Raw genomic sequence first — 20,924 nt, 5'->3', positions numbered from 1 at the left:
AGCCCGGACCAGCCGGGACCAGCCGGGACCAGCCGCGCTCGGTTACCCGGCCGGCAGCGGCCAGGACGCGCCCTCCGGGGTGCCGTACCAGAATCGCTGGCCGCCCGGCGTGACCGTGAGGCCGAAGTCCTCCCGGGCCGGCAGTCCGCCCGGGAACAGGGACGCGACTTCTTCGACGGTGTCCCACAGCCGCCGCGGCCCCGACTGCCGGACCTGGCCGTCCGCCTGCGCCAGGACCGTCGAACCGTCCTCCGTCCACAGGCACATGCCGGACACCGCGCCGTCGTCCGCCCGCCACGCGACGGCGTTGTAGCCGGGCAGGGCGAGGGACAGCGGGAACGTCCAGCGGCCGGCCAGCACGTCGCCCACCCGTAGCGACGTGGGCTCCGGGGGCCGGTCCCGTACGCCCGTCAGGTCCGGGCCGCTGCCCGGGGGGACGCGGACGGGCATGAAGAGTGCGGGGGTCGGGAGGAAGCGGCCCTCCGCGTGGCCGGGGGCGGTGACCGTCGCGCGGATCAGCCCGAAGCCGATCGGGGCGACGATCACGGCGCCGTCCGCCGCCTGTTCGACCAGTGCCCGCGGTACGGAGCGGAGTGCGGCGGTGGCGATGAAGCGGGTGTAGGGAGCGCGGGGCGGGTAGCCGAGGGCTCCGTCTGCGGTGGTGACGAAGGGGGCCGCGCCGGCCTCGCGGAGCCGGCGGGCGGCCAGCGCCACCAGGTCGGGGTCCACGTCCACACTGGTCACGTTCTCGGCGCCGAGTCTGTGGGCCAGGAGCGCCGCGTTGTAACCCGTGCCGGTGCCCAGTTCGAAGACCGTGGCGCCCGGTTCCGCGTCCAGGGCGTCGAGCATCGTCAGCATGAGGCCCGGTTCGCTGGAGGACGACGTGGGGACGCCGCGGGCGTCGAGCTGGGTCATCAGGGCGGTGTCCGAGTAGACGGTGGGCAGGTACTCGTCGTCCGATTCCGTGACGCGGTACCACTCGCCGCGCGCGTTCTGTCCGTAGAACTCCGGGACGAAGACGTGCCGCGGCACGGCTGCGAAGGCCGCGCGCCAGGGGCTCGGGCCCCCGCCCCCGAGGGTGGCGGCGAACTCCGCGCGCAGCGCTTCCGTCGGCTCCGGGGCCATGTCGTTCGTTCCTCGTCTTCAGTCGGCGGGTGCGGCGGCGGCCGGCAGAGCCCCATCCGCTTCCCGACCCTGCCCGCGCGCCGCCCTGCCCGCGCGCGAAGCACACCGCACGACGGCCGACGACCCCCCGGCCGGCCGAACACGACGTGCGCATCCCCCCTTCCGTCCATACCGTGAAGAGATACGCGACCGGGACCTACGTGGCGCGGGCAACGGACGGAGAGCGGACCCGTGATCGACTACGAGGCCGTCTTCCACGCCATGCCGACGGCGGTGGCGCTGTTCACCACGGACCTGGTCTACCTGGACGCCAACGATGCGTACTGGTCGACGTCAGGGCGGACCCGCAGGCAGGTGATCGGCCGCTATGTGTTCGACGTCTTTCCCGACAACCCCGACGACCCCGAGGCGAGCGGCACGCGCAACCTGTCCGCCTCCCTGCGCCGGGTCGCGGCCACCGGGCAGCGCGACGCCATGGCCCTCCAGCGCTACGACGTGGAGTCCCCCGACCGGCCCGGGGTGTGGGAGGAGCGGTACTGGAGCCCGGTGAACGTCCCCGTCTTCGCGCCGGACGGGACCGTGGCCCTGCTGCTGCACCGGGTCGAGGAGGTCACCGAACTCATCCGCGCCCGCGGTGGCGCGGATCGCACACAGGTGCTGGAGGCCGACCTCTACACCAGGGCCCGGGAGCTGCAGGAGGTCAACGAGGCCCTGCGCCTGGCCCACGCCCGCGAACGCGAGGTCGCGCTCCAGCTTCAGGAAGCGATGCTGCCCGCGCCCAGCCCGCTCGGCCACCACCGGGCGGCGGTGCGCTACCGGCCCGCGGTCGCGTCCCTGAACGTCTGCGGCGACTGGTACGACATCGTCGACAAGCCCGGTGGCGAACGCACCGTCGTCGCCGTCGGCGACGTGGTCGGCCACGGGCTGCGGGCGGCAGGTGTCATGGGCCAGCTCCGCAGCGCGCTCTCCGCCGCCTCGCTCGTCGCGGACGGACCCGCCCAGGCCCTGGAAGTCCTCGGCCGGTACGCCCGGTCCGTCGACGACGAGTCGGCCACCGGCACGGCCGCCTGCGTGTTCATCGACTGGGCCGGCCGCTCCCTCACCTACAGCAGCGCCGGCCACCTCCCCCCGGTGCTCTGGCATCCGGACGGCACCGTCGTCTACCTCGACCAGGCCACCGATCCGCCCCTGGGCGTGAGCCTGGAGCGCGCAGAACGCCCCGAGGCCCGCACGGCGTTCACCAAGGGCTGCGTCCTCGTCCTGTACACCGACGGTCTGGTCGAGCGCCGGGACGAGGACATCGACGTCAGCCTGTCCCGGCTCGCCCATTCGATCACCCGCCACGGCGCCGCGGATCCCGAGCAACTCGCCGACGCCCTGCTGACCGACCTCATCCCCCCGGCCGGCCTCACCGACGACACCGCCCTCGTGGTCGTACGCCTGTAGCCGGGCCGTTCGGGTGACTTCACCCTTCCCATCTCCCGACACTTAGAGTTACGATCTCTCCACAGTCCGTAACTTTCGGGGGTTCTTCATCATGCGCCTGCGCGCCTTTCTCTTCGCCGTCCTCACCGCCGTCGCGACCCTGGCCGTCGCCGCCGTCCCCAGCGGGGCCGCGCCGGGTGCCGCCGGGCCGGGCGAGGTCTGCTTCTGGACCCGGCCGGGGCAGATGGGCGAGGGGTGGTGTTACCGGCCCGGCGGATACGCCGACCTGCCCCGGAACCTGCACGACAACGCGTACTCGTTCCGGTCCGACTACAACGGCAGCGTGTGGGCCATCGACTGGACGCGGCACGGGTGCGTGTTCCGCGAGATCCGGGCGTACGAGCTGGACGACAACTGGGACTGGGGCAACAAGATCGACGGGGTGGACAGCTCCCGGCCCGCCGACTGCCAGCCCGGCTGAGTCCCACCGGCGGCACACACCAGGTCATGCCCTCCCGTCCTCGTCCCGGCCTTCGCGGCGCGGCACTCGGTGCGGTTCTCGGCGCCGTCCTCGCCGTCCTCGCCGTGGCCGGCTGCGCCTCCCCGCCCGCCACGCCGCCGCTCGGCGACGACGACTCCGTACGCGCCGCGCAGCAGTTGCTCACCGACCGGTGTCTCGTCCGGCAGGGGCTCACCCCGCCCCGGCCCGGGCGCCCGCCCGGTGGGGAGCGCGAGCAGCGGGAGGTGGCCGACGCGCTCTTCGGGGCGGGTGAGACCGAGTTGGCGGAGGAGCTGCCCACCGGGTACGTCGTGCGGGCGCACACCGACGGATGTCTCGCCGGGGCGCAGCGCGCGCTGTACGGGGATCAGGAGGGCTGGTTCCACGCCTCCACCGTCGTGAACAACCTCAAGTCCATCGCCGCCTACGAGGACCGCAGCCTGGCCGCGGTCCGTGCCGACCACCGCGCGGACGTCACCGCGCACGACCGCCTGCGCGCCCACGCCGTGGAGCGTGCCACCACCCTGCTCGACAAGGAGAAGTCACCCTCATGACGCAGAAGAAGACGAAGACGAAGCGCAGGCCCTTCGCGCTGCTGGCCGCCGCGCTCCTGGCCGTCGGGGGCGCGTTCGCCTCCGGGGCCGTGGCCACCGCGGCGGACTGCCCGAGCGGCGAGTTCTGCACCTGGGAGCACGCGAACTTCGACGGCCAGCGCGCCAACTGGTCAGGCGACGACGGCTGGTGGGAGTCGTGGATCGCCGACAGCGACTCGTCCTGGGCCAACCACGGCATCTCCGGGCCCGGCGTCAAGGACCACGTGATCGTCTACGAGGACGCCTGGCAGGGCGGCGCCGCCACCATCTGCCTCACACCGGGTCAGGAGGTCGGCTACAACGGCGTCGCCAACGACCGCGGCGACTCCCACACCTGGGCCATGAGCTGCTGAGTCCGGCCGGCCCAAGGGGCAGCGGCGCGCGTTCCCCCACGACGCACGCCGCTGCCGCCCCCGCCGTACCCGCGCACCTCCCCCTGGTGCGTGTCGCTCACCGGTCGTAGGTCAGGAACAACGCGCCGCTCTCCATCGCCTCGTGCCCCGTCAGCGTCCACACCCGCGGGTCGAACGCCGCCTCACGGCCGAACAGCGGGATCCCCGCGCCCGTCGTCACCGGCGCCAGCTTGACGATCAGCCGGTCGATCTCCCCGTACAGCGCACCCGCCAGCGCGCCGCCGCCGATCAGCCAGATGTCCTTGCCGTCCTCCTGCTTCAGCTCCGCCACCCTCGCGACCGGGTCCCCGGCGACCACCTCGACCGCCTCGGCCGGGCTCTCCCCCAGCGTCGTGGAGAAGACCAGGTGGCGCAGGTGCGGGTAGGCGTCGGGCACGCCGGCCGCCAGCCCGATCTCGTACGACTTGCGCCCCTCCAGCACCGTGTCGAAGCTGCTGCCCTCCGCCGTGACGCCCAGCGCCTCGCGGGCCATGAAGGGCAGCGTCTCGGGGTAGTTGGCGGCGAGGTACTGCACGTAGTCCGCGGGCAGCGGCCAGAAGCCGCCGGGTCCCGTCGGGTCGGCGCCGTCCGGGCCCGCGATGAAGCCGTCGAGGGTGGTGGCGATGTAGTAGACGAGCTTGCGCAACGCGGTGTCCTTTGTTCGGCAGAAGATGACGGCGCCCCCGGCCTCTCCGGCCGGGGGCGCGTGACGAGCATAAACAGCGAGGTCAGCGGACGACCGTCTGGATCTCCTTCACGGTCACTTCCTGCTCGGACACGGACAGCCCGTCGGGCAGGTCGCCGTTCCGCGGCGCCCCGTCCGGGCTCGCGGTCGGGTTCCAGGTGACGTCCCAGACGATCTGCGCCTCCATGGAGTACGCACCCTCGCCCGAGGACTTGCGGTACGTGATGTTGCAGCCGGAACCGTCACTGTTGACCTGGTAGCCGCCGTCCGCCTTCACCAGGTCGTACGTGCAGGAGGACGGCTCGGCGTACTCCGTGCCCGCGTCGATGCGCAGCGAGACCGGCTCGGCGACGGTGGTGGCCGCGATGTTGATGCCCGCCTGCTCGTTGGCGAGGCTCGCCGTCGTCCACACGCGGTCCAGCGGCTGGCTGAACTCGATCTTCGTGGGCAGGTTCACCACGTTGCGGTCCTCGTTCGGCTTCAGGTCGACCGGCGGCGCCGGGAGCTTCGTCCTGTCGTACGCGAGCCCCGCGAGGATCTCCGGGTCGACGGCGTCGGCCGGCGGGTCGGGGTCGCCGCGGTCCACCCAGATCCACAGCTCGCCGATCTCGCAGGAGCGCGGCGACATGACGGGTGTGCGCTCCCACCACATGCCGTCCTTGTCCTTGTGGGCGTCGGTCTCCTCTTTGCGGTTCTCCGCGGTGTCGTGGTCGATGCCCTCCAGCGGACCCTTGTCTTCCATCTCCTCGTTGTGCTTGGCCAGCGCGTCGTTGGTGTACCGGGGCTCGAACCAGCACACCGGCGGCGACCAGTTGCCCGTCGAGCTGGTCATCGGCTGGCCGCCTTCCGGGCTGTGGTAGGCGTATACGACGGCGGAGATCCCGTCGCCCCCGCTCGAACCGCTGCCGCCCGTGTCCGTCGTCCCCGTGCCGCGGTCGGCCGCCGCCCCGCCGGCCGAGGCGAGCAGCAGCCCGCAGGCCAGCGCGGCGACCGTGGCGGTGGTGCGTGCGCGGCTGCCGCCGCGCGTCCCGTGTGGTGTCAGGCTTCGTCGCGACATTCCTTGCTCCCCCTGGTTGCCTGGTAGTCCACGACCTGCCAGCCGTCCCCGCTCTTCTCCATCGTGGCGCGCGCGTCGATGTAGGAGTTCAGCGTGGTCGGGGTCTTGTCGACCTTCCCGGTCTCGGCATTCTTCAGATACGCCTTGCTCTGGTCCTCGCAGTACGCGACGACCGCGCGGCCGTCCTTCAGCGAGGTGACCTCGCGGAAGTAGAAGACGTCGAGCCCGGTGATGGTGACGCCGTCCTTGCGGTACCCGGCGAAGTCGGCCGCGAACGTCGCGGCGGCCTCCCCGGCCCAGTACTGCGTGAAGTTCGGCGTCGCCTCGGTCGCGGCGTACGCCTCCTGCTGGGCCATCAGCGCGTAGCCGTGGTCCCGCAGGATCGCGTCCTTCTGCTCGTCCCCCGTCGCGTCCTCGGCGATCTCGACCTGCACGTCGTCCGGGAGGTCGAACTCCGGAGCGCCGGGCTCCTTTTCGGCCGGATCCCCGGACGGCTCCAGGTCGCTCGGCTTCGCGCCCTCGATCTTGTCGCCGGACGAGGGACCCCCGTCGTCACCGCAGCCGGCCAGCAGCAGCACGGCCCCCAGCGCCGCTGCCACCGCCCCCGTACCTGCTCTACGCGCTTTCATGGTGCGGTCATTCCCTCCGTCACGTCTGGGAGGGGAGCCACCTGCCCCCGTTGTGCCTCAACGAGATTAGCGAAGGCGGGTGGCGTCTTCGATGGCAGGAAAGCAACCATGCGGTCACAGACGCGTGATAGATGCGGCCAACCCGTACGAGTCAGGCATCCGCGTGCTGGCGGGCGGCCAGCGCGTGGGCGACGTCCTTCGTCGCCGGGTAGAGGTCGAGGTAGTGACCATAGAGGTCTTCGTAGACCGCACCCGCGGCAGGGTCGGGGGTGACGGTCGACTCGACCGGGTTCCAGGCGGCGATGTCCGCCGGGGCGGCCATGCCGGCGCCGACGGCCGCCAGGAACGCGTCACCGTACGCCGCGCCGATCAGGTGGCGGGGGATCTGCTGCTCCTTGCCGGTGACGTCGGAGACGATCTGCGTCCACAGCTCGCGCGCGCCGCCGCCGACCGCGACCAGGCGCGCCGGTGCACCGCCGGCCTCGGTCATCGCGGCGAGGTTGTGGCGGACGCCGTACGCGGTGGCCTCCAGCGCGGCGCGGTAGAGGTGGCCGCGGGTGTGGCGCAGGGTGAGGCCGTGGACGAGGCCGCGGGCGTCGGGGTCGAAGAGCGGGGTGCGTTCGCCCGCGAAGTACGGGAGCATCAGCAGCCCTTCCGCGCCCGGCGGGACGGCGGCGGCCTCGGCGACGAGGGTGGCGTAGTCGGAGCCGGTGAGGTCGCGCAGCCAGCCGGTGACGGCGCCGGAGGTGGCCATGCCGGCGGCGAGGCAGTACGTACCGGCGAAGGCGCCCGCCGTGCCCCACAGCTTCGGGCTGGACACCGGCTGCTCGACGACGTTGACCAGGAACATGGTCGTGCCGTACATGAGCATCAGGTCGCCCGCGCCGGTGGCGCCGACCGCCGTGGACTCCGCCCAGGCGTCGACCGTGCCGGCGACGACGGGGATCCCGGCGGGCAGGCCCGTGGCGGCAGCGGCGGCCGGGGTGACCTCGCCGACGACGTCGGCGGGCCACACGAGTTCGGGCCAGTCGAGACCCGGCGCGATCTCCTCGCACCGCCCGGCGATCCAGCGCCGCTCGCGCAGGTCGTACAGCGGCGTGCACTGGCTCGCGGAGTGGTGGTCCAGGACGTACGCGCCGGTGAGCCGGTGCGCCAGCAGCGAACTGGCCATGTACCAGCGGCGGGTACGGGCGTACACGTCCGGCTCGTGCCGGCGCAGCCACTCCAGCTTCGGCCCCACGGCCTGGCTGGTCAGCGGCGAGCCGCACTGCGCGATGACCGCCTCCGCGCCGTACCTGGCGGCCTGCGCCTCGATCTCGGCGCCGGCCCGGGTGTCGACCCCGTAGAGGATCGCGGGCCGCAGCGGGGTGCCGGCGGCGTCGACGGGCAGCAGGCAGGGCCCGATCCCGCTGACGCCGACGGCATCGATCCCCTCCCCTGCCGCGGTGGTCAGCTCCGCCGCCAGCGCGGTGAAGTCCGCCCACCACACCTCCTCGGCATCGTGCTCGACCCACCCGGGCCGCGGGGTGGAGGTGGCGTGTTCGCGTACGGCCTGGGCGACGAGCGTGCCGTCGCCGCGGACCAGCACGCCCTTGGACGACGAGGTGCCGATGTCGATGCCGAGGAGGAGCCCCATGGGTGTCAGTCGACCTTCCCGTTCATGTCGTACTTGGCGTAGACGTCCTCGGCGTTGGCCTTGGTGATCTCCACCGTGCCGAGGGTCTGCTTCTTCTCCACCTTCTTGCCCGCGGCGATGTCGGCCGCGGTCTGCGCGGCCTCCTCCGCCCCGGTCGGGTACAGGTAGGTGTACGCCATCCGCTCCTGCTGGACCGCGCGGATGCCGCCGTCCGGGATGGCGAGGCCGTCGATGCCGATGAACGTGATCTCGTCCTTGCCCGCGGCCTTCGCCGCCTGCTGGGCGCCGATGGCCATGGGGTCGTTGTGGGCGTAGACGAGGTCGATGTCGGTGCCGCGGGCGAGCCACTGCTGCATGATCTTCGTGCCCTCGGGCTGGAGCCACTTGCCCTCGCGCTCCTCGACGACCTTGATGTCGGGGTTCGCCCCGATGGCCTCCATGAAGCCGTCGTGGCGCTGCTTCTGCGGCTCGGTGGAGAGCAGGCCGCGCAGCTCGGCGACGTTGCCGCCGTCCGGCAGTTCGCGGACGACGGCTTCGCCGGCCTTCTTGCCGATCTCGCGGTTGTCGCCGCCGATGAAGGAGGTGTAGCACTCGGTGTCGACGGTGCGGTCCAGGATGATCACGGGGATGCCGGCGGCGCACGCCTGCTCGACGGCGGGGGTGACGGGGGCGGGCTCGTTCGGCGAGACGATGAGGATGTCGACCTTCTGCTGGACGAACTGCTGGATCTGGCTGACCTGCTGCGCGTTGTCCTGCTGGGCGTCGGCGATCGGCAGCAGCTTGAGGTCCGGGTGGTCCTTGACGTAGTGCTCCAGTTGCTTGTTGAGCTGGGCGCGGTACGGCTCGGCGTTGTTGGCCTGCGAGTAGCCGATGACGAACTCGTCGCCCGCGCCCTTCTCGCCGCCGCCTCCGCCCTCCTCGGTCTTGGAGGCGCAGCCGGCGGCCAGGGCGGTGGCGGCGAGCACGGCGGTGGCGGCGGTGAGCGCGCGGCGGAGGGTGCGGGTGCTGGTGCGGGTGCTGGTCAACGTGGGGTCTCCTCTGAGGCGGGGGCCGGGGACTGGCCGGGGACCTGGGCCTTGGCGGGGGTGCGGCCCGGTCCCGTGCGGGATCGGCCGCCGCGTAGCCTGTCGATACCGTTCTTGATGCTCTGCAGCAGGTCGGGGCGTTGCAGCACGACCGCAAGGACGACGATCGAGCCCTTGATGACCAACTGCCAGTTGTCGTCCACGGCGTTCAGGCCGAGGACGTTGTCGAGCAGGGTGAGGATCAGCGCGCCGACGAAGGTGCCGATGATCGTGCCCTTGCCGCCGGCGAGCGAGGCGCCGCCGATGACGGCGGCGGCGATGGCGTCGAGTTCGTACGTGTAGCCGGCCTGCGGGTCGGCGGAGACGCTGTACGCCGCGTCGATGGGGCCCGCGAAGCCGGCGAGCATCCCGGAGAGGGTGAAGACGGCGATGATCACGAAGGTGACGTTGATGCCGGAGAGCCGGGCGGCGGTGGGGTTGCCGCCGACGGCGTAGACGTGCCGGCCGAAGGTGGTGCGGGACAGCAGCAGGTGGAAGACGACGCAGACCATGAGGAAGGCGAGGACGGGGAAGTAGATGCCGTCCGGGCCGAGGATGCCTTCGAGGACGTTGTTGTCGGGGGTGCCGAGCTTCTGGAACGACTCCGAGTTCTCGGTGAGTTCGCCGTCGGGGCCGGCGACGAGGGTGCCGACGGACTCGTTGTCGCTCATCTTGCGGTCGAGCCCTCTGGCGATCGACATCATCGCCAGAGTCATGACAAACGATTGGATCTTCAGCCAGGCAGTGCCGATGCCGTTGGCGAGGCCGAAGCCCGCACCGATGAGCATGCACGCGGGCACGATCAGCCAGACGGGCATGTCGTGGTGCGCCACCATGATGGCCGCGGACATCGAGGCGAAGCCCATCAGCGAGCCGACCGACAGGTCGATGCCCGCCGCCAGGATGACCAGCGTGACCCCGACCGCGAGGATGCCGCGGGTGGCGAACGCGCCCACCGCGTTGGTCAGGTTGGTCTGGTTGAGGAAGACGTCGCCCTTGGTGATCACGCCGAGGGCGACGATGAGGATCAGGCCGATGTACGCCTGCAGCGAGCCGAGCACCGGCAGGATCCGCCGGGCCCGCGACGCGGCGCCGTCCGGTCCGCCGTCGCCCGCGGTCGCCGCGTCCGGCTGGGTCTTGGTCATCTCCGCCTCAGCTCCGCGTCCCTCGAAGGTGGTGGGTGGTGACGGTCTCGCGGGCCATCGCCGCGGTGAGGACGGCCTCCTGGCCGGCCTGCGGCCCGCGCGCCGGATCGCGGTGGAACTCGCCGGTCAGCCGGCCCTCGCAGAGCACCAGCACCCGGTCGCACATGCCGATCAGCTCGGGCAGCTCGGAGGAGACCGCGAGGATCGCGGTGCCCTGCGCGGCCAGTTCGTCCATGAGCCGGTGGATCTCGGCCTTGGCGCCGACGTCGATGCCGCGCGTCGGCTCGTCCATGAGCAGCACGCTGGGCCTGGTCAGCAGGCACTTGGCGAGGACGACCTTCTGCTGGTTGCCGCCGGACAGGTGCTTTACGGCGGTCTCCATGCCGGGCGTCTTCACCTTCAGCGCCTCGATCTGCCCGGCGACCGCGGCCCGTTCGCGGCGCCCGTGCACCGTGCGCCACGGGGTGCGGTAGCGGGCGAGGGCCGCGAGCGAGCCGTTGAAGCGGACGGTGTTGGCGGTGACGAGGCTCTGCCCCTTGCGGTCCTCGGCGACGAGCGCGAGGCCGCGGCGGATCGCGTGGCCGGGGCTGCGCGGGCGGTACGGGCGGCCGTCCACGGTGATCCGGCCGTGCGCCCGGGTGCCGTAGTGGCCGAAGAGCGCCTGGAGCACCTCGCTGCGCCCGGCGCCCATCAGCCCGGCGAGCCCGACGATCTCCCCGGCCCGTACGGAGAGGTCCACGCCGTACAGCGACGGGCCGCCGTCCTGCGCCGCGTACGTCAGCCCTTCGGCGGCGAGCCGCACCTCGCCGCCGCGGTGCTGCTCCGCGCGGCGCGGGAACAGTTCGCCGAGGGGGCGGCCGACCATGAGCCGGACCAGCTCGGCCCGGGTGGTCTCGGCCATCCGGCGGCTGCCGACGTGCGCGCCGTCGCGCAGCACGGTGACGGTGTCGGCGATCTCCTCCAGCTCCTCCAGCCGGTGGGAGATGTAGACGACGCCGACGCCGCGGGCGGTCAGGTCGCGGATGACGGCGAAGAGGCGGCGTACCTCGGCGTCGGCGAGCGCCGATGTCGGCTCGTCCATGACGAGCAGCCGGACGTCGAGGTTGAGGGCCTTCGCCACCTCGATGAGCTGCTGCTCCGCGAGCCGGCAGTGCTTGACGGGCCGCCGCGGCGGCACGGTAAGGCCGAGGCCCGCGAGCAGTTCGCGGGCGCGGGCCTCCTGGGCCTTCTTGTCGACGGTGCCGCGGGCGGTGCGCAGCTCGCGGCCGAGGAAGACGTTCTCGGCGACGGACAGCTCGGGGACGAGGTTCAGCTCCTGGTGGATCATCCCGATGCCGTGCCGCTGCGCGTCCCGCGGCGAGTGGATGGCGGCGGGGGCGCCGTCGCGCTCGACGACGCCCTCGTAGTCGGGGTGGACCCCGGCGAGGACGTTCATGAGCGTCGACTTGCCCGCGCCGTTCTCGCCGAGGAGCGCGACCACCTCCCCGGCGTGCACGGTCAGCTCGACCCCCTTGAGGGCCCGCACACCGGGGAACGACTTCGCGATCCCGCGCATCGCCAGTAACGGCGCCGTGCCTGCGTGGTCGGCCATGGCTACGCGGCGTCCCCGAAGCCGTCGTAGGCGATGCCCAACTGGTCGCAGACCGCGCGGAGGTCGGCGACGTAGTCGCCGGGAACCGCGTGGATGTGGTTGCTGCCGAAGCGGGTCAGGAACTCCTCCGCCGTGGCGTTCAGGCGGGCGAAGGCGTGCGGCCACTCCCACGTGGAGGCGCGCATCATGCGCTCGTTGGTCTCCGCGTCGTACTGCTCCAGGTCGCCGCGCATGACGTGCATCCGGTACTCGCCGCGCAGCCGGGTGAGCCGCGCGAAGGTCATCGACCCCGGCGCGGCGAGGTGCTGGACGGACGCGCCGCCGGCCGGGAAGTAGAAGACCTCCGGCAGGAAGCTGACGTGCCGCAGGTTCTCCGCGGGGTCGTCGGAGCGGGCCGCGTACCAGGTGGCGTGCTGGCCGGAGTTGCACAGGTCCCAGACCTGCCTGTCGGTGTGGTAGTGGCGTACGTCGGCGAAGAGCACGGGGTCGCCGGAGAGCAGCTTGAGCACCTGCATCGTCAGCGCCGCGTCCATGTCCGCCTCGGTGGAGGTGACGTGGGTCGCCTTCGGGCCCTCCCAGTCGTACGGGTCGTTGAGGAACGCCTCGGCGACGTCCATCGTGCAGAAGTTCGCGGTCAGCTCCGGCTGGCCCTTGATGCCGGAGAAGTCGAGGTTCCACTCCTCGATCAGTTCGCGCATCGCGTAGTACGCGCGGATCTGCCGCTCCAGCAGCTCGGGGGTGAGCCGGTCGCCGTCGTACGCCACCCCGGCCGCGTGCCGCTCGATCCAGGTACGGGCGTTCTTCACCCGCGCCGCGTCGGCGTTCTCGCTGCGCCGCACGACCTCCCACTGGTCGATCTCCTCGACGTCGACGCCGAAGACCTTCATCCACTGGTCGGTGTTGGCGGTGGCGGTGTACATGCCCATGGGCCGGCCGCCGATCCGGCCGAAGGTGGAGCCGCGCAACCGCTGCACGGCGGCGCCCGCGCGGACGTGGGTAAGGATCCGGTCCCGTACCGCGGGCTCGGCCAGGTCGCCCCAGGCGCGGGCGTGGACGCGGCCGATCTGGTCCAGGCCGCCGGCGCCGGCGAGGAGGCCGACCATGCCGGGGAACTGCGGGTCGAGGTTGGCGACCATCAGGATCGGTCCGGGCGTGGACTCGGCGGCCAGCATGGTGAAGTGCGGGAACGTCCACACGGAGTGGTGGAAGATCGTCACGTCCACGTGCCGCTCGGCGAGCCAGCGGGCCTGGGAGGTGGCGAGGACGTTGGACTCCACGTGCTCGGGTGCGGTGATCACCTCGTGCCCGGCGTCGGTGAGCATGGCGGCCAGCTCGCGGGCGGCGCGGGAGACGTGGTCGCGTACGTCCCGCTGGACGTAGTCCCGGCCGTCGGAGATGGACAGCAGACCGATGCGTGCCATGTGGCTGGCCTCCAATTGCGTGCGGTTGTGATGCGTGGTGGCGGTGCGGCGGGGTGGGCCCTTGCGCGTACGGGCGCGCGGTGGCGCGTTACTTGAGGCCGGAGGTCTTGATGGACTCGACCATCTGGCGCTGGAAGAAGAGGAAGAGCATCAGCATCGGGATCACCGCGACCACGGCGGCGGCGAGGATGTAGTTCCAGTTCGAGCCGTACTGGGTGGTGAAGGACGCGATGCCGACCTGGGTGACGGTCAGGTTCTCGCTGCTGGTGGCGACCAGCGGCCAGGCGAAGGCGTTCCAGTTGGCGAGGAAGAAGAACACCGAGAGCGCGGCCAGGATGGGCCGGGACAGCGGCAGGATGATGCTCCAGTAGATCCGCCAGTAGCCCGCGCCGTCGGCGATCGCGGCCTCCTCCAGCTCCCGCGGGATGCCGAGGTAGAACTGGCGCAGCAGGAAGATGCCGAAGGCGTTGAAGAGCGGCGGGATGATGAGCGCCGCGTAGCTGTCGAGCATGCCCATCTCGCGGACCACGATGAACAGCGGGATGAGGATCACCGGCGGGGTGATCAGCAGCGTGGAGAAGATGACGACGAAGATGCCGTCGCGGCCGGGGAAGCGCAGGCGCGCCAGGGCGTAGGCGGCCATCGAGTGGAAGAACAGCGCGACGATGGTGATGATCGCGGCGGTGAAGAAGCTGTTCCACAGCCAGCGGTCGAAGGCCACTTCGGTGAGGACGTAGCGGAAGTTCTCCCAGGTGACGTCCTCGGGGAGCAGCTTGCCGTCGGTGACGGCCTCGCGCGGCTTGATCGCCGAGGTGATCAGCCACAGGATCGGGAAGACGCTCAGCACCGACAGCACGATGGCCAGCACCGTGAGCCCGGCGCGGGCGCGGCGGCGGCCGGGGCCGCGCAGCGGGGCGGGGCGGGCGGCGTCGGTGCCGCCGGCCAGGGTGTCACTGCTCATCGTCGAACCTCCCGCCCTTGGTCGCCTTGAAGATCAGCCAGGACAGGGCGACCATCACCACGACGAGGAAGGAGCCCAGGGCCGCGGCGTAGCCGTACTCGCCGAAGACGAACGCCTGCTGGTAGATGTAGAACATCGCCACGGCGGTGCCGTTGGCGGGACCGCCGTCGGTCAGCACGAAGATGAGGTCGAAGGTGCCGGTGATCGCGGCGACCGTGCTGACGATGAGGACGAAGAAGCTGGTGGGCTTCAGCAGCGGCCAGGTGATCTGCCGGAACGAGGTCCACGGCCCGGCGCCGTCGATCTTCGCGGCCTCGTACAGCTCCCGGGGGATCTCGTTGAGACCCGCCAGGAAAATGATCATGTAGTAACCCATGTAGTACCAGACGGTGACCGCGATCACCGCGTACAGCGCGAGGCCGGGGTCGCCGAGCCAGGAGCGCGCGCCCACGCCCACCTCACCGGCGGCCTTGTTCACCACGCCTGTCTGGTCGTCGAGCATGAACTTCCACAGCAGGCCGACGACGACGAGGCTCAGCATGTGGGGCAGGAAGAGCGCGGTGCGGTAGACCGCCATGCCGGGCAGCATCTGCTTCATCAGCACGCCCAGGCTGAGGCTGACGACGAAGAGCGTCGGCACGAGGACGACGACGTACTTCGCGGTGACCCACATCGAGGACCAGAAGTACGGGTCGTTGAACATGCGCTCGTAGTTGCCGAGGCCGATCCATTCGTACGAGCCGAAGCCGGAGACCTGGAAGAAGCTCAGCACGAACGACAGCAGCATCGGCAGGACGACGAAGAGACCGAGGCCGAGGGTGTCGGGCAGCAGGAACAGCGCGGCGGCCAGCCGCTCGCGCCCCTTGCGCCCCAGCTTGCGCCGGCCCGCGGGCGCGGCGGCCCGCTTCACGGCGCCGGGGGCGCGCTCTTGCTGTGTGGCGATGCTCGTCATATGAGGCTCGCCCCCTTGTAGCTCTTCAAGAAGGCGTCGATGGTCTGCGCCGCCCGGTCGGCCTCGCCGTCCACGCCCTTGCCGGCGAGCATGGTGGCCTGGATGGCGTCGGAGATCGCCTTGTAGACGATCGGCGGGTAGCGGGGCTCGGCCCGGCCGCCGGGGAAGATGTCCTCCTTGAACTTCTTCATCGCCCAGGAGTCGTAGCCGCCGCGCTCCGCGCCGCGCTCCAGGGCGGAGGTGCGCGGGGAGATGTCGGACTTCACGCCCGTGCACCACTCGACGGTCCGGTCGATGGACTCGTCCGACATCCGGCCGAGGGCCCAGCCGCAGAACTCGGCGGCGGCGTCGGGGTTGGCGCCCTGGGTGCTGGCGCAGAACGACCAGCCGCCGAGGGTGGTGGTGTACTCGCCGCCGTGCGGTACGGGCAGCTTGAAGACCCCGTACTCGTGGTCGGGGGCCCCCGCCTTGAACGCCTGGACCTCCCAGATGCCGATCTGCCACATGCCGGCGAGGTCGGAGGTGAAGGCGGTGATGCGGTCGTCGGCGGCGGGGAGCGTACGGGGCGCGATGCCGGCCTCGACGGCGTCCTGCCAGAGCGCGAGGGCCTGGCGGGCGCCCTTGGAGTCGAAGGCGACGTTGCCCGCCTTGTCGACGACCTCGCCGCCGCCCTGCCACATCCAGCAGTACCAGGTGAAGTTCTGGTAGTAGCCGGGGTCGGTGTGGAAGACGAGGCCGGCGGCGCCGGTCTTGCTGCGGATCTTGTCGCCGGTGTCGAGGAGCTGGTCCCAGGTGGCCGGGATGTCGGCCTCGGAGAGGCCGGCCTTCTCCCAGACGGGGACGTTGTAGAAGATCGCCAGCGGCTCGACCTCCATGGGCAGGGCGTAGACCTTGCCGTCGACGGTGCGGCTGGTGAGGCTCGTGCCGTAGTCCTCGACCACGCCGTCGTCGAGGTGCGGGGTGAGGTCGGCGAGGATGCCGCCGTTGTAGTAGCGGGTGAAGTCGCCGGGGCTGAGCAGGAAGATGTCGGGTCCCGCGCCGGAGGCGAAGGCGGTGACCATCTTCGAGCCCTGGTAACTGACGCCGGGGACGAAGTACGGCTCGATCGTGACGTCGTGGGTGTCGTTCCAGTCCTTGATGAGCCCGTCGAACCACTTCGACTGGGCGACGGCGGCGGGGTCGGACGCCTTCGGGTCGTAGAAGTGCCAGAACTTCAGCGTGCCGCCGCCGGCGCTCGCGGACCCGCCGCAACCGCTGAGCAGCGGGGTCGCGGCGGCCGTCGCGGCGGCGGCCGCGCCCGCGGTGCCGCCGAGGAAGCGGCGGCGCGAGGGGGCGCCGGGGGTGCGGCGGCGCGCGGGGGCGCCCCGGGCGGGTACGGCGCCGTTGCCGTGGTGGAGCATGTCGTGCCCCTGTCTGTCGGGTGCGTACTGGGGTCGGGAGCGCGGGGGCTCGTACGGGCTCAGTCGGGGGCGTCGACTTCCAGGTCGAGCAGTCCCGGGGTGGCCGGGAGGGCCGCGCTCGACGGCGCGTCCAGGTAGAAGAGGGAGGTCGAGGCGATGTCGTCGCGGTTCTTGCGGTAGCGGTGCCTGAGGCCGTTGCCCTGTCCCGCGCCGATGCCGAGGCACTGCACGGTCACGCGGAGGTCCTCCCGGAAGCGGACGGGGTCCAGGACGTGCCAGCGGTACATCCCGAACCGCTGCTGGCTGGCGTAGAGGCCGTCGGGCCGGAGGATCTGGTTCAGGCCGAGATAGGGCGTGGTGTACGCGGTGTAGCCGTGCGGCTTGACGTCGAAGTTCCAGGCGCCGCCGAAGTAGTCCTCGGTGCCGGTGCCGCAGATGGTGGGCCAGTCCTCGTCGCCGTCGAGGTAGAACTTCAGCTCGCCCTCGCCCCACCAGCCGGGGCTGTTGGTGCCCCAGGCGAGGTACGTGCCGACGTACTGGCCGGCGCCGGTGACGCCGTCGAGGAGGGTGTGGATGCCCGACTCGTCGACGGGGTTGCTGCGGCGCCACTGGGCGTGCAGGTAGGAAGCGTCGGCGGGGACGTCGCCCAGCTCGTAGTCGATCTGGTAGTAGAGCGTCATCTGCTCGGGGGCGAGGTTCTCCAGCGTGACGCGGGCGCGGCGGCGGAAGGGCATGGGCCAGTACGCGTTGAAGCCGCCGTTGGGGGCGACGGTGACGGGCACCGAGGACACCTGGCTGAAGACGCTCCAGCCGTTGCAGAAGAAGTCGCCGAGCGGGACCTCGACGGCGGGGGTCTCCTCGTCGTCCCAGTGGACGCGCAGCAGGGTCTGCCGCCAGGCGGCGTGCGGGGCGGTGGTGCACCAGAGGTGGCGTATGGTGCCCGGCCCGTCGATCTCGGCGAGCACGGCGGTCTCGCCGGGGGCGATGTCGATGCTCGGGGAGACCTTCCACCCCCTGCCGAGCCGGCCGGCGGCCCGGGCGCCGGTGCCCTCGGTGGCGGCACCGCCGGCGCCCTTGGCGCCGGTGGGGTTCTCGGCGCTGATCGAGCGGGAGACGGCGGGAGTCGTACGGGCGAGGTCATCCAGGCCGAACGTGGTGCTCATGGACGCTCCGTTGTGAAATCGTTTTCGTACAGGGGTGGCGAAGGGTCATCCCAAGTGCGCGCGCAGCAACTGAGCGGGCCCCGGTGACGTGAGGCGACCCCACCGGAAATCCCTTGAAATCCATTTCACGCGAACGTAGAGTTCACGCAAGACGGTGTCAAGAGGTCCGTACGAGACCGCGGAAAACACCGTCCGCGCCGACCCGTCCACGTACCCGACCGGATGCCGGGGCCGCGCCGCGGGCCGCATCGCGGGACCGCCGGATGCGCGCATCCGATGCCCCGACGCGGCCCGGCCGGGCCCCGGACTGGCGGAGAATGGGCGGCAGGGCACCGGACGCGCGGCCGACTCCCGCGCCTGCGTGAGAGGTTCAGGTAGCGGAGAAGTGACGACCATCAACGATGTGGCGCGCGCCGCGGGGGTCTCGCCGGCCACTGTCTCCCGGGTATTCAACGGAGGCCGGGTCACCGCGGAACGCGCGGAGCGCGTCCGCAAGACCGCGGCGGAGCTGGGCTTCTCGCCGAACCGCGTGGCGCGGTCGCTGCGGATGCAGCGGGCGAGCGTCATCGGGCTGATCATCCCGGACATCGAGAACCCCTTCTTCACGTCGCTCGCGCGCGGCGTGGAGGACGCGGCGCAGCAGACGAACCTGTCGGTGGTGCTGTGCAACACCGACGAGGACGTGGACAAGGAGCGGCGCTATCTGGAGATCGCGGCGGCCGAGCAGATGGCGGGCGTGATCGTGGCCGCGGCGTCGCGGAACCGGACGGACCTGTCGGTGCTGGAGGGCCGCGGGATGCCGGTGGTCGCGGTGGACCGGCGGCCGCGGGGCGCGTCCGTGGACGCGGTGATGGTCGACAACCAGCACGGCGGCGAGGAGGCCACGGCGCACCTGCTGCGCAGCGGCTACCGCCGGATCGCGTGCATCGCGGGCCCGGAAGGGGCGTCCACGTCCGACGACCGGCTGGCGGGCTACCGCGCGGTGATGCGCGACCACCTGCGGGAGACGGACGGGGGCACGCTGCCGCCGGAGTACGTGCGGCACGCGGACTTCCGGGTCGAGGGCGGCCGGGCGGCGATGCGGGACCTGCTGGCGCTGCCGTCGCCGCCGGACGCGGTGTTCGTGGCGAACAACCTGATGACGGTGGGCGCGTTGCAGGCCCTCAGGGAGGCGGGCACGGAGCCGCCGCGGACGGGGGTGCTGTCGTTCGGCGACGTCCCGTGGGCGTCACTGGTCCGCCCGCCGCTGTCGACGGTGCAGTTGCCGTCGTACGACCTGGGGTGGACGGCGGCGGGACTGCTGCAGGAGCGGATCGCGGGGACGGAACGGCCGCTGCAGACGGTGGTGCTGCGGACGGCTCTGCAGGTGAGGGAGTCGACGTCGGGTCCGGGGGCGGAGGGGGCGTAGGCCGCGGTGGCGGGGGCGGAGCCGCGGCGTCGGGGAGCCTGGGTGACGGGGAGCCGGGGTGACGGGGAGCCGGGACGTAGGCCGCAGGCGGGGCAGCAGAACGATCTCCCCCGCAACCCCCGCCCTAGGGTAGGCCGCCCCCCTGACAAGCGGCCCGCCCCCGGAGGCCGCCGGAGCACGCACGCCCCGTGGCGTACGTACGAGCCCCGCAGCCCGCAGTGCCCGGACCGCCCGGCAGCACCAGCCGGCCGGGCCTCGGCTCCCCCCGCCCAGCCACGCCACCCACGCCGGGTCCGCCCACGGCCACCGGCGCGCTCCCTCCTCGGACCTGCCCGCCCCCCCCCGGAGCGCCTACGCGTCCAGCAAGTTCCGCCACTCCGCCACCGAGTGCGGCGACACCGGGCCCGACCAGCCCTCCGGGCGGACCGCGCCGCCGACGTGGAAGGCGTCCAGGCCCGCCGCGCGGAGGTGCGGGACGTGGGTCGTGGTGAGGCCGCCGCCGGCCATGATGCGGGCCTCGTAGCCGGGCTGGCAGGCGGTCGCGCGGGCGGCCTCGGCGACCAGCACCGCCAGGCCGTCCGCGACGCCCTTCGCCGAGCCCGCCGTCAGGTACGTGTCCAGCCCCGGCAGCCCCGCGAGCTGCTTGCGCAGGGTGTCCCGGTCCGCCGCCCGGTCGATCGCCCGGTGGAACGTCCACCGGCACCCGTCCCCCACCGCCTCCAGCAGCCGCCCGACCGTCGCCAGATCCGGCCCGCCCGCCTCGTCCAGGAATCCGAGGACGAACTCCTCCGCCCCCTCCGCCCGCAGCGCCCGCGCCCGTACCGCCAGCGCCTCCACGTCCCCCGCCGCGAACCCGTCCTCCGCCCGGAGCATGACGCGTACGGGGATCTCCACCGCGGCCCGCACGGCGGCGACGGTCTCGCGCGACGGGGTGAGCCCGTCGGCGGCCATGTCCGTGACCAACTCCAGACGGTCGGCGCCGCCCGCCTCGGCGGCGGCGGCGTCGGCGGCGTTCAGGGCGATGACCTCAAGCAGCATTGGTCTAGACATGAAGCACAGCCTGCCACATCGCGCAGAATGGTGACCATGCCCGCCCCCGGAGATAACCAGCCCGAAACATCGGCGCCCGAGCCCACGGACCCGGCCCTCCTCGACCGCTGGACGGCCCTCCTCACCCGCTGCCGCTCCGGCGCGGCGCCCTCCGACCTCGTACCGTACGGGATGAACCTGCTGGAACGGTGGGGTGAGCCCCAGCGGCGCTACCACACCGCGGCGCATCTGGCGGCGGTCCTCGACCGCATCGACGAGCTGGCCGCCCACGCCGACGACCCCGACGCCGTACGCCTGGCGGCCTGGTTCCACGACGCCGTCTACCGGCCGGAGCGCAGCGAGAACGAGGAGCGCAGTGCGCGACTCGCGCAAGTTGCCTTGTCCGAAGCGGGAGTTGGGGCCGAGCGCGTGGCGGAGGTGGCGCGGCTCGTACGGCTCACGGTGACCCACGACCCGCACGCCGGTGACCGCAACGGCGAGGTGCTGTGCGACGCGGACCTCGCGGTGCTGGCGGGTACGCCGACGGCGTACGCGGCGTACGCGGCGGCGGTCCGGGAGGAGTACGGCTTCGTGCCGGCGGACGCGTTCCGGGAGGGCCGGGCGGCGGTGCTACGCCAACTGCTGGGGCTGCCCCGGCTGTTCCGTACGGAGACGGGGTACGCCCGCTGGGAGGCGGCGGCGCGGCACAACGTGGGGACGGAGCTGGAGCTGCTGGGCGGGTAGGGAGC

General features: G+C 72.1%; 20 protein-coding genes. 6 read left to right on the top strand and 14 right to left on the bottom strand.

The annotated features are described in order from the left end of the window. Positions 1-42: 42 nt before the first annotated feature. Positions 43-1,125, bottom strand: a complete 1,083-nt coding sequence (locus ACFYVJ_RS12960; protein WP_388889873.1) for a methyltransferase domain-containing protein — start codon at positions 1,123-1,125, stop codon at positions 43-45. A gap of 231 nt (positions 1,126-1,356) precedes the next feature. Here ACFYVJ_RS12960 and ACFYVJ_RS12955 point away from each other — a divergent pair, with 231 nt between their 5' ends. From ACFYVJ_RS12955 to ACFYVJ_RS12940, 4 genes are all read left to right on the top strand, one after another. Then, positions 1,357-2,571, top strand: coding sequence for a PP2C family protein-serine/threonine phosphatase (locus tag ACFYVJ_RS12955; protein WP_388889870.1), 1,215 nt, complete (start codon positions 1,357-1,359; stop codon positions 2,569-2,571). 91 nt (positions 2,572-2,662) lie between these two features. After that, a complete protein-coding gene (locus tag ACFYVJ_RS12950) occupies positions 2,663-3,031 on the top strand; it encodes a hypothetical protein (RefSeq protein WP_101422667.1) in 369 nt (122 codons plus the stop codon). A 26-nt stretch (positions 3,032-3,057) separates the two neighbouring features. Beyond that, entirely contained in the window at positions 3,058-3,603 is a 546-nt protein-coding gene (locus tag ACFYVJ_RS12945) for a hypothetical protein (RefSeq protein ID WP_388889868.1), read from the top strand. Then, the gene (locus ACFYVJ_RS12940) at positions 3,600-3,995 is read left to right on the top strand and encodes a peptidase inhibitor family I36 protein (protein ID WP_388889864.1); all 396 of its coding nucleotides are present in this window, start codon (positions 3,600-3,602) and stop codon (positions 3,993-3,995) included. Before ACFYVJ_RS12945 ends, ACFYVJ_RS12940 begins: the two co-directional genes overlap by 4 nt. A 97-nt stretch (positions 3,996-4,092) precedes the next feature. Here ACFYVJ_RS12940 and ACFYVJ_RS12935 read toward each other — a convergent pair whose 3' ends face one another. The 12 genes from ACFYVJ_RS12935 to ACFYVJ_RS12880 all read right to left on the bottom strand — a co-directional run bounded on the left by ACFYVJ_RS12935 (position 4,093) and on the right by ACFYVJ_RS12880 (position 17,738). Further along, positions 4,093-4,680 carry a dihydrofolate reductase family protein gene (locus tag ACFYVJ_RS12935; protein ID WP_388889861.1) on the bottom strand — a complete coding sequence of 196 codons (588 nt, stop codon included), beginning with the start codon at positions 4,678-4,680 and terminating at the stop codon, positions 4,093-4,095. Positions 4,681-4,762: 82 nt separating this feature from the next. Continuing rightward, complete coding sequence (locus ACFYVJ_RS12930) at positions 4,763-5,776, bottom strand: hypothetical protein (RefSeq protein WP_388889859.1); 1,014 nt, start codon at positions 5,774-5,776, stop codon at positions 4,763-4,765. Then, on the bottom strand, positions 5,758-6,405 hold the full coding sequence (locus tag ACFYVJ_RS12925) for a hypothetical protein (RefSeq protein ID WP_388889856.1): 648 nt from the start codon (positions 6,403-6,405) through the stop codon (positions 5,758-5,760). Before ACFYVJ_RS12925 ends, ACFYVJ_RS12930 begins: the two co-directional genes overlap by 19 nt. Positions 6,406-6,556: 151 nt before the next feature. Next, the gene (locus ACFYVJ_RS12920; RefSeq protein ID WP_388889853.1) at positions 6,557-8,041 is read right to left on the bottom strand and encodes an FGGY-family carbohydrate kinase; all 1,485 of its coding nucleotides are present in this window, start codon (positions 8,039-8,041) and stop codon (positions 6,557-6,559) included. 5 nt (positions 8,042-8,046) lie between these two features. Next, the gene (locus ACFYVJ_RS12915; RefSeq protein WP_388889850.1) at positions 8,047-9,066 is read right to left on the bottom strand and encodes a substrate-binding domain-containing protein; all 1,020 of its coding nucleotides are present in this window, start codon (positions 9,064-9,066) and stop codon (positions 8,047-8,049) included. Beyond that, entirely contained in the window at positions 9,063-10,250 is a 1,188-nt protein-coding gene (locus tag ACFYVJ_RS12910) for an ABC transporter permease (RefSeq protein ID WP_388889847.1), read from the bottom strand. The genes ACFYVJ_RS12915 and ACFYVJ_RS12910 overlap by 4 nt, the downstream gene beginning before the upstream one ends. Positions 10,251-10,257: 7 nt before the next feature. Beyond that, the gene (locus ACFYVJ_RS12905) at positions 10,258-11,841 is read right to left on the bottom strand and encodes a sugar ABC transporter ATP-binding protein (RefSeq protein WP_388889844.1); all 1,584 of its coding nucleotides are present in this window, start codon (positions 11,839-11,841) and stop codon (positions 10,258-10,260) included. A gap of 2 nt (positions 11,842-11,843) precedes the next feature. Continuing rightward, the gene (locus ACFYVJ_RS12900) at positions 11,844-13,262 is read right to left on the bottom strand and encodes an L-fucose/L-arabinose isomerase family protein (protein ID WP_388889841.1); all 1,419 of its coding nucleotides are present in this window, start codon (positions 13,260-13,262) and stop codon (positions 11,844-11,846) included. 88 nt (positions 13,263-13,350) lie between these two features. Beyond that, complete coding sequence (locus ACFYVJ_RS12895; RefSeq protein ID WP_388889838.1) at positions 13,351-14,223, bottom strand: carbohydrate ABC transporter permease; 873 nt, start codon at positions 14,221-14,223, stop codon at positions 13,351-13,353. After that, the gene (locus ACFYVJ_RS12890; RefSeq protein ID WP_388889835.1) at positions 14,213-15,175 is read right to left on the bottom strand and encodes a carbohydrate ABC transporter permease; all 963 of its coding nucleotides are present in this window, start codon (positions 15,173-15,175) and stop codon (positions 14,213-14,215) included. Before ACFYVJ_RS12890 ends, ACFYVJ_RS12895 begins: the two co-directional genes overlap by 11 nt. Next, positions 15,172-16,575 carry an ABC transporter substrate-binding protein gene (locus ACFYVJ_RS12885; RefSeq protein ID WP_388889833.1) on the bottom strand — a complete coding sequence of 468 codons (1,404 nt, stop codon included), beginning with the start codon at positions 16,573-16,575 and terminating at the stop codon, positions 15,172-15,174. Before ACFYVJ_RS12885 ends, ACFYVJ_RS12890 begins: the two co-directional genes overlap by 4 nt. Before the next feature lie 59 nt (positions 16,576-16,634). Then, positions 16,635-17,738, bottom strand: coding sequence for a glycoside hydrolase family 172 protein (locus tag ACFYVJ_RS12880; protein ID WP_388889830.1), 1,104 nt, complete (start codon positions 17,736-17,738; stop codon positions 16,635-16,637). Between the two features lie 385 nt (positions 17,739-18,123). Between ACFYVJ_RS12880 and ACFYVJ_RS12875 the strand changes: the two genes are divergently transcribed. Beyond that, positions 18,124-19,146 (top strand): LacI family DNA-binding transcriptional regulator, encoded by a 1,023-nt coding sequence (locus tag ACFYVJ_RS12875; RefSeq protein WP_388889828.1) that lies wholly within the window; start codon positions 18,124-18,126, stop codon positions 19,144-19,146. A gap of 351 nt (positions 19,147-19,497) precedes the next feature. Here the strand turns inward: ACFYVJ_RS12875 and ACFYVJ_RS12870 are convergent, their stop codons facing one another. After that, complete coding sequence (locus tag ACFYVJ_RS12870) at positions 19,498-20,196, bottom strand: copper homeostasis protein CutC (RefSeq protein ID WP_388889826.1); 699 nt, start codon at positions 20,194-20,196, stop codon at positions 19,498-19,500. 27 nt (positions 20,197-20,223) lie between these two features. On the opposite strand from ACFYVJ_RS12870, the gene ACFYVJ_RS12865 reads away from it, so the two are divergent. After that, positions 20,224-20,919 (top strand): hypothetical protein, encoded by a 696-nt coding sequence (locus ACFYVJ_RS12865; RefSeq protein WP_388889823.1) that lies wholly within the window; start codon positions 20,224-20,226, stop codon positions 20,917-20,919. Positions 20,920-20,924 lie beyond the last annotated feature (5 nt).

Origin of the sequence: Streptomyces sp. NPDC004134, from assembly GCF_042874195.1 — a bacterium.
GTDB lineage: Bacteria > Actinomycetota > Actinomycetes > Streptomycetales > Streptomycetaceae > Streptomyces.
Note: the sequence above shows the minus strand (reverse complement) of the source record. Positions and strands in the feature narration are given on the sequence as shown.

What these genes read in the sequence shown, in the direction of transcription:
- ACFYVJ_RS12960 (WP_388889873.1), bottom strand. Translation starts at nt 1,125, where the DNA reads ATGGCCCCGGAGCCGACGGAAGCGCTGCGCGCGGAGTTCGCCGCCACC.
- ACFYVJ_RS12950 (WP_101422667.1), top strand. Translation starts at nt 2,663, where the DNA reads ATGCGCCTGCGCGCCTTTCTCTTCGCCGTCCTCACCGCCGTCGCGACC.
- ACFYVJ_RS12945 (WP_388889868.1), top strand. Translation starts at nt 3,058, where the DNA reads ATGCCCTCCCGTCCTCGTCCCGGCCTTCGCGGCGCGGCACTCGGTGCG.
- ACFYVJ_RS12940 (WP_388889864.1), top strand. Translation starts at nt 3,600, where the DNA reads ATGACGCAGAAGAAGACGAAGACGAAGCGCAGGCCCTTCGCGCTGCTG.
- ACFYVJ_RS12930 (WP_388889859.1), bottom strand. Translation starts at nt 5,776, where the DNA reads ATGTCGCGACGAAGCCTGACACCACACGGGACGCGCGGCGGCAGCCGC.
- ACFYVJ_RS12925 (WP_388889856.1), bottom strand. Translation starts at nt 6,405, where the DNA reads ATGAAAGCGCGTAGAGCAGGTACGGGGGCGGTGGCAGCGGCGCTGGGG.
- ACFYVJ_RS12920 (WP_388889853.1), bottom strand. Translation starts at nt 8,041, where the DNA reads ATGGGGCTCCTCCTCGGCATCGACATCGGCACCTCGTCGTCCAAGGGC.
- ACFYVJ_RS12910 (WP_388889847.1), bottom strand. Translation starts at nt 10,250, where the DNA reads ATGACCAAGACCCAGCCGGACGCGGCGACCGCGGGCGACGGCGGACCG.
- ACFYVJ_RS12905 (WP_388889844.1), bottom strand. Translation starts at nt 11,841, where the DNA reads ATGGCCGACCACGCAGGCACGGCGCCGTTACTGGCGATGCGCGGGATC.
- ACFYVJ_RS12900 (WP_388889841.1), bottom strand. Translation starts at nt 13,262, where the DNA reads ATGGCACGCATCGGTCTGCTGTCCATCTCCGACGGCCGGGACTACGTC.
- ACFYVJ_RS12895 (WP_388889838.1), bottom strand. Translation starts at nt 14,223, where the DNA reads ATGAGCAGTGACACCCTGGCCGGCGGCACCGACGCCGCCCGCCCCGCC.
- ACFYVJ_RS12890 (WP_388889835.1), bottom strand. Translation starts at nt 15,175, where the DNA reads ATGACGAGCATCGCCACACAGCAAGAGCGCGCCCCCGGCGCCGTGAAG.
- ACFYVJ_RS12885 (WP_388889833.1), bottom strand. Translation starts at nt 16,575, where the DNA reads ATGCTCCACCACGGCAACGGCGCCGTACCCGCCCGGGGCGCCCCCGCG.
- ACFYVJ_RS12880 (WP_388889830.1), bottom strand. Translation starts at nt 17,738, where the DNA reads ATGAGCACCACGTTCGGCCTGGATGACCTCGCCCGTACGACTCCCGCC.
- ACFYVJ_RS12870 (WP_388889826.1), bottom strand. Translation starts at nt 20,196, where the DNA reads ATGTCTAGACCAATGCTGCTTGAGGTCATCGCCCTGAACGCCGCCGAC.
- ACFYVJ_RS12865 (WP_388889823.1), top strand. Translation starts at nt 20,224, where the DNA reads ATGGTGACCATGCCCGCCCCCGGAGATAACCAGCCCGAAACATCGGCG.